At 62.5% G+C, this 9,103-nt stretch carries 16 protein-coding genes; 8 read left to right on the top strand and 8 right to left on the bottom strand.

Features of this window, described 5'->3' with window-relative positions; all coding sequences use genetic code 11:
- Positions 1 to 50: 50 nt before the first annotated feature.
- From AAXE93_RS02545 to AAXE93_RS02535, 3 genes are read right to left on the bottom strand one after another with little or no spacing between them, the layout of a single operon-like run.
- Positions 51 to 707 (bottom strand): class I SAM-dependent methyltransferase, encoded by a 657-nt coding sequence (locus AAXE93_RS02545; protein ID WP_390127842.1) that lies wholly within the window; start codon positions 705 to 707, stop codon positions 51 to 53.
- Between the two features lie 3 nt (positions 708 to 710).
- Complete coding sequence (locus tag AAXE93_RS02540) at positions 711 to 932, bottom strand: chlorophyll a/b-binding protein (protein ID WP_115009146.1); 222 nt, start codon at positions 930 to 932, stop codon at positions 711 to 713.
- A complete protein-coding gene (locus AAXE93_RS02535; RefSeq protein ID WP_390127839.1) occupies positions 929 to 1,423 on the bottom strand; it encodes a hypothetical protein in 495 nt (164 codons plus the stop codon). The genes AAXE93_RS02540 and AAXE93_RS02535 overlap by 4 nt, the downstream gene beginning before the upstream one ends.
- 65 nt (positions 1,424 to 1,488) lie before the next feature.
- Between AAXE93_RS02535 and AAXE93_RS02530 the strand changes: the two genes are divergently transcribed.
- The gene (locus tag AAXE93_RS02530; protein WP_114989374.1) at positions 1,489 to 1,674 is read left to right on the top strand and encodes a hypothetical protein; all 186 of its coding nucleotides are present in this window, start codon (positions 1,489 to 1,491) and stop codon (positions 1,672 to 1,674) included.
- Here AAXE93_RS02530 and AAXE93_RS02525 read toward each other — a convergent pair.
- Complete coding sequence (locus tag AAXE93_RS02525) at positions 1,658 to 1,849, bottom strand: hypothetical protein (protein WP_114989292.1); 192 nt, start codon at positions 1,847 to 1,849, stop codon at positions 1,658 to 1,660. The genes AAXE93_RS02530 and AAXE93_RS02525 overlap by 17 nt on opposite strands.
- Positions 1,850 to 1,866: 17 nt before the next feature.
- On the opposite strand from AAXE93_RS02525, the gene AAXE93_RS02520 reads away from it, so the two are divergent.
- The 5 genes from AAXE93_RS02520 to AAXE93_RS02500 are packed head-to-tail and all read left to right on the top strand — an operon-like array spanning position 1,867 to position 4,016.
- A complete protein-coding gene (locus AAXE93_RS02520) occupies positions 1,867 to 2,382 on the top strand; it encodes a hypothetical protein (protein ID WP_390127836.1) in 516 nt (171 codons plus the stop codon).
- A complete protein-coding gene (locus AAXE93_RS02515) occupies positions 2,382 to 2,813 on the top strand; it encodes an NUDIX domain-containing protein (RefSeq protein WP_390127834.1) in 432 nt (143 codons plus the stop codon). The genes AAXE93_RS02520 and AAXE93_RS02515 overlap by 1 nt, the downstream gene beginning before the upstream one ends.
- On the top strand, positions 2,803 to 3,591 hold the full coding sequence (locus tag AAXE93_RS02510) for an ABC transporter ATP-binding protein (RefSeq protein WP_390127832.1): 789 nt from the start codon (positions 2,803 to 2,805) through the stop codon (positions 3,589 to 3,591). The genes AAXE93_RS02515 and AAXE93_RS02510 overlap by 11 nt, the downstream gene beginning before the upstream one ends.
- A 55-nt stretch (positions 3,592 to 3,646) precedes the next feature.
- Positions 3,647 to 3,847, top strand: a complete 201-nt coding sequence (locus tag AAXE93_RS02505; protein ID WP_006851769.1) for a hypothetical protein — start codon at positions 3,647 to 3,649, stop codon at positions 3,845 to 3,847.
- A 13-nt stretch (positions 3,848 to 3,860) separates the two neighbouring features.
- A complete protein-coding gene (locus AAXE93_RS02500; protein ID WP_186497687.1) occupies positions 3,861 to 4,016 on the top strand; it encodes a hypothetical protein in 156 nt (51 codons plus the stop codon).
- Positions 4,017 to 4,040: 24 nt separating this feature from the next.
- On the opposite strand, the gene AAXE93_RS02495 is transcribed toward AAXE93_RS02500, so the two are convergent.
- Positions 4,041 to 4,865: a metal ABC transporter permease gene (locus tag AAXE93_RS02495; RefSeq protein WP_011364450.1), complete on the bottom strand. Its 825-nt coding sequence runs from the start codon at positions 4,863 to 4,865 to the stop codon at positions 4,041 to 4,043.
- Between the two features lie 445 nt (positions 4,866 to 5,310).
- Here AAXE93_RS02495 and AAXE93_RS02490 point away from each other — a divergent pair, with 445 nt between their 5' ends.
- A complete protein-coding gene (locus AAXE93_RS02490; RefSeq protein WP_390127829.1) occupies positions 5,311 to 6,261 on the top strand; it encodes a glycerol acyltransferase in 951 nt (316 codons plus the stop codon).
- A gap of 1 nt (position 6,262) precedes the next feature.
- On the opposite strand, the gene AAXE93_RS02485 is transcribed toward AAXE93_RS02490, so the two are convergent.
- Positions 6,263 to 7,018, bottom strand: a complete 756-nt coding sequence (locus AAXE93_RS02485; protein WP_114989297.1) for a metal ABC transporter ATP-binding protein — start codon at positions 7,016 to 7,018, stop codon at positions 6,263 to 6,265.
- Positions 7,018 to 7,896 carry a metal ABC transporter substrate-binding protein gene (locus AAXE93_RS02480; RefSeq protein WP_390128656.1) on the bottom strand — a complete coding sequence of 293 codons (879 nt, stop codon included), beginning with the start codon at positions 7,894 to 7,896 and terminating at the stop codon, positions 7,018 to 7,020. Before AAXE93_RS02480 ends, AAXE93_RS02485 begins: the two co-directional genes overlap by 1 nt.
- A 188-nt stretch (positions 7,897 to 8,084) precedes the next feature.
- On the opposite strand from AAXE93_RS02480, the gene nth reads away from it, so the two are divergent.
- A complete protein-coding gene (nth, locus tag AAXE93_RS02475) occupies positions 8,085 to 8,738 on the top strand; it encodes an endonuclease III (protein ID WP_390127827.1) in 654 nt (217 codons plus the stop codon).
- Here the strand turns inward: nth and AAXE93_RS02470 are convergent, their stop codons facing one another.
- Positions 8,739 to 9,023: a 2Fe-2S iron-sulfur cluster-binding protein gene (locus AAXE93_RS02470; RefSeq protein WP_390127825.1), complete on the bottom strand. Its 285-nt coding sequence runs from the start codon at positions 9,021 to 9,023 to the stop codon at positions 8,739 to 8,741.
- Between the last annotated feature and the right edge of the window lie 80 nt (positions 9,024 to 9,103).

Below are 9,103 nucleotides of genomic sequence, written 5' to 3'. Positions count from 1 at the left end.
CGCAATTCAGAACAACGTCCATCCCTGCAAGGCAAAGGAAAGTCGAGGAATCAATAGAGAGGTTTCTCGGCCACAACGGCGAAGAAAGGATCTCCCTTACCGCCGAACAAGCCCATCACACCCTCGGCGCGAGTGTCTTCGGCAACGATCTCCGGCTGGGGCCAGCCCTGGGCCATCAACACCTCAGCGACATAACGCAGGTGATCACCTTCATCACCGTCGGTCCAGACCTGGGGAGCCTTGGTGAAGAACATTCGATTGGAAAACGCCACAATCACCTGGCCCCGGGGGCGGGTGATCCGCCACAGCTCAGCGGCGATCGGCTCGGGGTGTTGCAGGTATTGCCAACCGGCCACGATCAAGGTGGCATCGATCGATGCATCCTCAACCGGAAGGGTTTGGTCGCGGTTGAGGTTCTGAACCCAGTGCCGATCCAATCGGGGGTTGGCACTTAGCTCCTCAGCATTGAGGCCATGGCCGATGACGTTGTCGTAACTGACGTCGTCAGGCAGGTGGCTCACCCAACTGCTCATCAGATCCAGCACCTGGGCACAGGGAGGAATGCGCTCGCGGTAGAGGGCGGTCAGCCGAGCACGAAAACCCGTATCCAGATGGTGAACGAAACGCGGCTCGCTGTAGAAGATCGCGTCGTCGGTGGCATCCAACTTGAAGCGTTGGGAGTCCTTCAGAACAGGAACAACCGTCATCAATCAACCCAGCTGCAGGTACCAGCGCAGAGCTGCACCAAGCTGACCGGCGATTCCCAAGCCCGTGGCCTTTTCAAGCACCACAGCAGCCAAGAAACCGAGCATGGCCACCCGGCCATTGAGCCGCTCCACATCGGTCAGGGCAGACCGGTTCCAGGGGCGTGCTGTGGTGAGCGACTCGCCGAAGCGTTCCGGTTCCTCGTAACGAAAAGCAGGCCGACTCATTGCAATGCGCAGATCCAGCGGACCTTAACCACGGTTCCATCGCGACCGGGGTAGACGGTCCAGGCACCATCGGCCTGGCGTTGCTCCAGCTGACCTTTGGCACAGTTGGCACGCATCGGCAGAACCCGTTGGGTCCACCGGTACTGGCCAGCGCGCTGAATCAGCAGGCCTGCTTCCACCTCAACGGAACCGTCCACGATCTGGGGGGCCCGGATGTATTCAGCCGCCTTGATCGCGGGGGTGTCGAGGGCTTCCATGAAGATCCAGCCGTCGCCCGGCAGCAGATCGCCGCGACGGGATTGCCAAACCGCCGGCTCCTGCATCGGCTGCCATTCCGCCTGAACTGGCCCTGCGATGAGGGATAGGAATGACGCGAGAGCAACGTTGAAGGCCAGAGCAGGGGAGGCCATGGGCAGCGGGATGCGGGCAGAGAGGTGAGACGGACTGTCGGTCGCTTCAAACAGCTTTACGAAGCGTTGAAACGCAAACATGAATGAATGGTTATGGAATTCCTCAGGGCAGGAGTGCCAGCTTGAAACCACTGCTTCATCAGTCCATGGCCAGCATTGCTCAGGGACGGGCTGCCTACACCGTCCGACACAAGACATCCAACGGAGAAAAGCTGGAATCCTGCTTCTACGCCACCGATGCCTTTGAGGCCCGCCTGCTGGCCATGGAGTTCAACGCCTATATCCGACAGCACCCGAACTGCATCGATTCGATCCTCAGGACGGAGGCTTGAGCGGCGCCCGGCGACGCTCCACCTGAACGAAGACCAGCCAGGCCAAGCTGGCGAGCCCCCCTCCGATCCAATCACTGCGCAGCAGTTCCACCAGGGCAACGGTGCTGGCCCCGATGCGCAGTCCCCGTAGAAGCAGGTCCGTTATGGGAGGTGTCCGGCGCTTGTCGCGCTGCATGGGCCGACTCCGAAAAGATGGGGGTGTTGCAGAGCACCATGATCTCAGCCTTGCCTGGTTCTCCTGCCGCAGCTCTTCTGGCGAGGGAAGACCAGAGCCGCCGTGAGGGCAGCGGCATTCAGATCGAGCAGCTGCCGGGCTGCTGGATGTTGCAGCAGACCTGGACGCGCAGCGGGGATCCACCGGCGCCCGGCACCGCAACGCTGCTGCGTTGGCTGCAGGCCAGCCTGACCTTGAGCCACGGCGACCAGGGCCTGAGCATCGTGAATCAGGTCTGCCTAGCCGGTTTCCGGTTGCGGTTCAGCGGCCAGGCCCAGCTGAAGGGTTCCAGACCACTGCTGATGTTCAGCTTCACGTCGTTGGAGCTGAGCTGGTCCGATCAGGTGCTGCTGCAGCGAAGCCTGCCGTCACCGGAACCCCAACGCTTGCCCTTCTTTGCCCTGATTGAACTGAACGAGCAGCAGGGAACACTCACAGCGCGGGGGCGGGGCGGTGGACTGGCCCAGTGGTCCCGCAAGACACCGGAGGCGTAATGAAGCCCGCCGTCGCCCTGGCCATGCTCGAGCGGGAAGGCCGATGGCTGCTCCAACTGCGCGACGACATCGACTCGATCATTTATCCGGGCCACTGGGGGTTGTTTGGCGGCCATCTCGATCCGGGAGAAACAGCCAGCGAAGCCGTGCACCGCGAATTGCAGGAAGAGATCGATTGGTCACCCAGCGTGCCGCTCGAACCATGGTTCAGCGATGACAGCGGCAACCGGGTGGCCCACGTGTTCCGCGGAACGCTCAGCGTGCCCGTGAGCCAACTGCAGTTGAAGGAGGGCCAGGAGATGAAGCTGGTCCCCCTCAGTGATCTGGTGCGTGACGCCATCTGGAGTGAGCGGCAGCAGGAGCTCCGGCCTGTCGCTCCGCGCCTGTCGATCGTGATCGATCGGTTGCTGAAGGAGGGCCATGAACACTGAAACCTGGCTGGATCTCCGCAATGTGGAGGCATGGCTGGGCGATCGGCCGGTGCTGCACAAGCTCAACCTGCAACTGAAACTGCGGCAGTCCACAACGGTGTTGGGGCCCAATGGCGCAGGCAAAAGCAGCCTGGTGAAACTGATCGACCGCAGCCTGTATCCCATCGTTCGCCCCGACGCTCATCTGCGGTTGTTTGGCAGCGAGACGGTGAACCTCTGGGCGCTGCGCAGCCGCCTTGGGGTGGTGTCGAGCGACATGGAACAGCGGCTTCATCCCAAAACAGCTGTTGAAGAGGCGGTGGTGAGCAATTTTTTTGGGGCCACCCGGCTGGGCCGGGATCAGAAGCCCAGCGCGCGGCAATGGGAGCAGGCGCGGGATCTGCTCGATCAACTGCACCTCCACAGCATCCGTGAACGCTGCTGCGGAGAGCTGTCGGACGGACAGCGGCGCCGCCTGTTGATCGCTCGCGCCCTGATTCACCAACCCGAGGTGCTGGTGCTGGATGAGCCGAGCCGTGCCCTCGACCTCCAGGCCTGCCATCAGTTGCTGGCGATCCTGCGGCGCTTGATCCAAGCGGGAACCACCGTGGTGCAGGTCACCCATCGGGTGGACACGATCGTTCCGGAGATGGAACGGGTGCTGTTTCTGGCAGAGGGACGTCTTGTTGGGGATGGAAGCCCACGGGAGATGTTGCGGCCCGCCGAACTGAGTGAACTGTTCAACACCCCGCTCAACGTGGTGGAAGCCCAGGGCTTTCGCCAGGTTCTTCCGGGGTAGATCGGTAGGCAGCACCCTGCTCTGCTAGGGATGAGGGCCAGACCAAGCAATCGCCATGGCAACGGCAGAACAGAAAAAGACCATCACCAAGAAGCGCCTGCAGGAGCTGCGCAACCAGTGCCGTGACCACTACAACGTGGTGGCCGATGGTGTTCTGCCCGATGGTGCCGATGTGCGCGTCACCATGGGCAAGCTCCAGGAGCTGATCGAACTGCTGGATGGCAAAGCCAAGTGGGATGACAGCGAAGCCTCCTGAGCCGTTCCAGAACATGCGAGACGATCTTGATTACCGCGAGCCGTGGGACCAGGACGGTTCCAAGCAAACGGCATCTGATCAGGGTCGTTCCGCCAGGGACTTTCACTTTCGAGAAGCCGGCGTTCAGCGCTTCAACGACACCTACGACTGGGACGACGACGAGCGCTGATCCACTGATCCACTCATCAACTGGTCAGAGACGCCGCAGCACCCCCTGCCCAGGTGCAAGAAGGAAGGCGAGCACGAATTGCGCGGTTTGCGCCAGCACGATGCAACCGGCTGTGGAGCTGTCGGTCCAGTAGCTGATGAACACCCCCAGCACACTGGAGAGCACGCTGCTGGTGACGGCCAGCAGCGTCATCCGGTCGAACCGATCGGTGAGCAGATAGGCCGTGGCACCGGGGGTAACGAGCATCGACACCACCAGGATGATTCCCACGGTCTGCAGACCGGCAACGGCGGCGAGGGACAGGAGTCCCAACAGCATGTAGTGCAGGAGTCCGGTGTTGATCCCGATCGATCGGGCATGGGTGGGATCGAAGCAGAAGAGCATCAGGTCCCGCCGGAACAGCAGCAGCAGCACCAGCACCAGCACCGAAATCACCAGGGTCTGCTGCACATCCCCCGCTGAGATCCCCAGCACATTGCCGAAGAGGATGTGGGTGAGATCGATGTTGCTGCGCGTCTTGGAGACGAGCACGAGCCCCAGAGCGAAGAAACCGGTGAAGACAAGCCCGATGACGGTGTCTTCCTTCACCCTCGACTTCTGCTTCACAAAGCCGATGGCGGCAACGGAGCCCACACCGAAGACGAACGCCCCCAGGGAGAAGGGAAGGCCCAGGGCATAGGCAACCACCACGCCAGGGAGGACCGCATGGGAGACGGCATCACCCATCAACGCCCATCCCTTCAGGGTCATGAAGCAGGACAACAGCCCGCAAACACCCCCAACCAGGGCGCTGATCATCAACGCCTTCACCATGAAGGCGTGACTGAGGGGTTCCAGCAAAAGCTCCATCGGATCAGTATGGGCGCGCTGCAGTCGGTTCGATGCCCCGCGCCTCCACCCAGAACGCTCGTCCCGCACTGCGCCGGCTGCCCACCCGTCCCAGCCGGATGGTTCAAGCCGTGGTCAGCCGTCTGCTTCCGCTGCTCTTCCGCAGTCAGGGCCTTGAGCTGAGCCATCGTGATGCGGCAGAAGCCCTGACCAAGGCCTTTGCAGCCCAGCAGTCGGGGGGCTGCAATCTGCTGATCGCCTTTCGGCACCCCAGCACCCGTGATCCTGTGGTGATGGCGGATCTGTTCTGGAACGGCATTCCCCGGGCCGCACGGCGACTCAAGCTGCAGCTGCCACGACCCATCCAGCTGCGGTTTCTCTACGACCGCGGCATTCCGATCTGGGCTGGCCCGGTGATCGGCTGGCTGTTGCACGCAGTGGCGGCATCGCAATCCCCCGCGACCGCTTGGATCGCCAAGCGCTGGCCCAGGCCCGCGGGGCTCTGGCCCAGGGGCGCTACCCGCTGGTGGTGGCACCGGAAGGAGCCACCAACAACCTCCCCGGCGAGATGGCGCCCTTGGAGCCGGGGGTGGCCCAGCTGGCGTTCTGGGCCGCTGAGGATCTGGAGAAAGCCAACGACGAGCGGCCACTGGTTGTGTTGCCCATCGGCATTCACTACAGCTGGAGGCACCCCAACTGGATCGCCCTCGAAGCGCGGTTGGCTTGCCTCGAACGCCATCTCGGCATCTCCTCCCCCGACGCCGGCCCGGACAATCCCGAGACCAGCAGCCGCGACCGGCTGATCCAGATCGGCATGAATCTGCTCAAAGCCCTTGAGCAGCTCGAACGGCTGAAGCCCGATCCAGCTCAGACCTTCAGCGAACGGATTGATGCCTACCGCCGGCATGGCCTGGCCAAAGCCGAGACCCATTTCGGCCTGCGTGCCGTCGGCAATCTCCAGGAGCGCTGCCGCCGGATCGAGCAGGCCGCCTGGGATCGGATCTACCGGGAGGGTGTTGATCAGCTTCCGCCACTGGAGCGGAGCCTGGCGGACTGGGAGGCACGGGAAGCCGACCTCCAACTCACTCGCATGCGACTGGTGGAGCATTTCACCAGCGTGAGTGGCCATTACATCAGTGATCGACCCGACTTTGACCGCTTTGCCGAAATGTTGCTGCTGGTGGAGGAAGCGATCGGCTGGATCGAAGACAAGCCCTGGAAGGGTCAGCCCAGCCTCGGCCCACAACGGGTGGAGGTGCAACTCGGACGAGCCTTGCCCGTGCGGCCTCGCCTGAATCAGTACCGCAGCAACCGTCGCGAGGCGATGCAGGTGTTCATGCAAGACCTGGAGCAGGCTCTCGTTGCCCTGATGCCCGACGCCTTTCGGACCATGACGACGGACGCGGGAGAGCTCTGATTTAGAACGTCTCCTCCGGGGAGCTGTTGCCCGTCAGCAGATCGGGCGGCACGCCACCGAAAGTCATGGCGAGGTTCTCGGGGGTGAACACCTCTGAGGTTTCCCCGTAGGCCAGCACGGTCTTGTTGATCAGAACCACCAGATCGCAAAAATCACGAACGTGGCCCAGGTCGTGGGTGGAGATCAGGATCGTGCGGCCCTCGTCGCGGAACTGAAGAAACAGCTGAGCCATCAGCTGCTCCGTGCGCACATCAACCCCATTGAAGGGCTCATCCAGCAGCAGCACGTCAGCGCGCTGGGCGATGGCTCGAGCCAGGAACGTGCGCTTGCGCTGACCACCGGAGAGGGTGCCAAGGGGACGATCGGCCAGCTCCAGCAGATCAACCCGCGTCAAGGCGTCCCGCACAGCCACACGATCGGAGCTGCGGGGAATCCGCAACGCATTCATCGCGCCGTAGCGGCCCATCATCACCACATCCCACACCGACACGGGGAACTGGGCATCCACCCCTTCGCTCTGCGGCACATAGGCCACCGCTTGATGCCGCTGGGCTTCGGCAACGCTGCTGCCGTTGATGCGGATTCTGCCGCGCGAAGGGCGAACAAACCCAGTGAGAGCCTTGAAGAACGTCGATTTACCGGCACCGTTCATGCCCACCAAACCGCAGATGCAACCGGCTGGCAGGTGCAGGCTGGCGTCGTACAGGGCAACGGTGCCGTTGTAGTCCACACAGAGCTGGTCGGCCTGAATGCGCATCAGCGGTTGCTCTCGGACAGGTCCAGGCCCTTGCGGATCAGACCCACATTGTGCCGCTGCAATTCCAACAGGGTGGGGGCAGGCCCATCCGGAGGCGAGAGGGAATCCACGTAAAAGGTTCCACCGAATCGCGCCCCTGCCGCCGCTGCCACCTCCCGTTGGGCTTTATCGCTCACGGTGCTTTCACAGAAAACGGCTGGCACCTCGCGCTCTCGCACCGTGTCGATCAACCGTGCCATGCGTTTGGGTGTGATCTCGCTTTCGGCATTCACCGGCCAGAGATAGGCCTCCTCAAGTCCGTAATCCGCTGCCAGATAAGTGAAGGCTCCCTCGCAACTCACCAGCAGCCGTTGCTGGGCCGGCAGCGCGGCAATCGCCGTGCGCAGCTCCTGATCGAGGGCCTGGAGCTTGGCTTTGTAGGCCGACGCGTTAGCGGCAAAGTCCTCCCCCCCGGCTGGATCGAGTTGGCTGAAGGCCCGCTCCAGATGGTCCACGTACCCCATCGTGCGCTGGGGGGACATCCAGGCATGGGGATTGGGCTTGCCGGAATAGGCGTCCTCCGTGATCAGCAGAGGCTCCATCCCTTCCGAAAGAGTGATGGTGGGCACATCCCCCGCTGCAGCCGTGAAACGCTGGGCCCACAACTCCAACCCCAACCCGTTCTCAACAATCAGATTCGCCTTGCTGGCGCGTTCGATGTCACTGGGGGTTGGTTGGTAGCCGTGGATCTCTGCACCGGGCTTGACGATCGAAGCCACCTGCAACCGATCACCCGCCACGTTGCGGGCCAGATCGGCCAAAACCGTGAAGGTGGTGAGCACCTGGGGGCGTGAATCCGTGCTGACGTCCTGATCTCGGCTGCGGCAGGAGGCCAGCATCACGGCCACCACAACCAGCAGCACTCCTGCCGAACGGTTCCAGTTCAAAAGGGGCAATGCGTGCCGACGCGGCCTGATCGAGAATCGCATCAGTTGGTACTAAAACAATCTCGGCAATGGCAGGGAAAGGCTGCAACGAAGCGATGCAATCACCGAAGCACCAAGATCACCTCACCCACTGAACACCCGTGCGCAGGTCTGAGCGGGTGGAGGTGATTCTGCAGCGCCTCCACGAGCAATACCCGGAAACACCGATCCCCCTTGATCACAGTGATCCGTTCACCCTGCTGATCGCTGTTCTGCTGAGTGCCCAGTGCACAGACAAGAAGGTGAATGAGGTGACGCCGGCGCTGTTTGCCGCTGGGCCAACACCCGCCGCCATGGCAGAACTCGAGGAGGAGCAGATCCTGGCGTTCATCCGGCAACTCGGGCTGGCCAAAACCAAGGCCAGAAACGTGCGCCGCCTTGCCCAGATTCTGGTGACGTCCTACGACGGCGACGTTCCGCAGAGCTTTGAGGAACTCGAAGCCTTACCCGGCGTGGGCCACAAGACAGCCAGCGTGGTGATGGCCCAGGCCTTCGGCGTGCCTGCCTTCCCCGTCGACACCCACATCCACCGGCTGGCCCAGCGCTGGGGATTGAGCGACGGCAGCAGTGTGGCGCGCACGGAACAGGACCTCAAGCGCCTGTTCCCCAAGGAGCACTGGAACCGACTGCACCTGCAGATCATTTTCTGGGGCCGTGAGTTCTGCACAGCACGGGGCTGCGACGGAACCGTCTGCCCCATGTGCCGTGAGCTCTATCCGAAACGGCGCCGCCCTGTGATCACACGCAAGCCCTGATCAAGACAGCAGCTCTTCAGCGTTGGCCTTAATCACGCAATCAGCGGTGGGGTAGCTCACACAAAGGAGGGCAAACCCCTGGCCGATCTGATCATCATCGAGAAAGCTCTGATCGATCTGATCCACTGAGCCACTCACCAAACGGCCGGCGCAGGTGGAACAGGCGCCGGCCCGGCAGGAATAGGGCAGATCCACGCCAGCCTCCTCGGCTGCATCGAGGATGTACGTGTCATCAGGGCACGAAAAGCTGGCACCACCCTCGATGCTGATGTTGAAGGAGGCCATGACGCGGAAGATCCTGAAGGGTTGGTAGCTGGATCAGCCCATCGGCGCCAAGGCAGCCGGATCCGCACCCTGCTCCCATG

The sequence above is a fragment of the Synechococcus sp. HIMB2401 genome (genome assembly GCF_042883245.1).
GTDB lineage: Bacteria > Cyanobacteriota > Cyanobacteriia > PCC-6307 > Cyanobiaceae > Parasynechococcus.
Note: the sequence above shows the minus strand (reverse complement) of the source record. Positions and strands in the feature narration are given on the sequence as shown.

Bases quoted from the DNA above. Each gene is read 5' to 3' on its own strand.
- AAXE93_RS02545 (WP_390127842.1), bottom strand. From the start codon at position 707: ATGACGGTTGTTCCTGTTCTGAAGGACTCCCAACGCTTCAAGTTGGAT.
- AAXE93_RS02540 (WP_115009146.1), bottom strand. From the start codon at position 932: ATGAGTCGGCCTGCTTTTCGTTACGAGGAACCGGAACGCTTCGGCGAG.
- AAXE93_RS02535 (WP_390127839.1), bottom strand. From the start codon at position 1,423: ATGTTTGCGTTTCAACGCTTCGTAAAGCTGTTTGAAGCGACCGACAGT.
- AAXE93_RS02530 (WP_114989374.1), top strand. From the start codon at position 1,489: ATGGCCAGCATTGCTCAGGGACGGGCTGCCTACACCGTCCGACACAAG.
- AAXE93_RS02525 (WP_114989292.1), bottom strand. From the start codon at position 1,849: ATGCAGCGCGACAAGCGCCGGACACCTCCCATAACGGACCTGCTTCTA.
- AAXE93_RS02520 (WP_390127836.1), top strand. From the start codon at position 1,867: ATGGGGGTGTTGCAGAGCACCATGATCTCAGCCTTGCCTGGTTCTCCT.
- AAXE93_RS02515 (WP_390127834.1), top strand. From the start codon at position 2,382: ATGAAGCCCGCCGTCGCCCTGGCCATGCTCGAGCGGGAAGGCCGATGG.
- AAXE93_RS02510 (WP_390127832.1), top strand. From the start codon at position 2,803: ATGAACACTGAAACCTGGCTGGATCTCCGCAATGTGGAGGCATGGCTG.
- AAXE93_RS02505 (WP_006851769.1), top strand. From the start codon at position 3,647: ATGGCAACGGCAGAACAGAAAAAGACCATCACCAAGAAGCGCCTGCAG.
- AAXE93_RS02500 (WP_186497687.1), top strand. From the start codon at position 3,861: ATGCGAGACGATCTTGATTACCGCGAGCCGTGGGACCAGGACGGTTCC.
- AAXE93_RS02495 (WP_011364450.1), bottom strand. From the start codon at position 4,865: ATGGAGCTTTTGCTGGAACCCCTCAGTCACGCCTTCATGGTGAAGGCG.
- AAXE93_RS02485 (WP_114989297.1), bottom strand. From the start codon at position 7,018: ATGCGCATTCAGGCCGACCAGCTCTGTGTGGACTACAACGGCACCGTT.
- AAXE93_RS02480 (WP_390128656.1), bottom strand. From the start codon at position 7,896: ATGCTGGCCTCCTGCCGCAGCCGAGATCAGGACGTCAGCACGGATTCA.
- AAXE93_RS02470 (WP_390127825.1), bottom strand. From the start codon at position 9,023: ATGGCCTCCTTCAACATCAGCATCGAGGGTGGTGCCAGCTTTTCGTGC.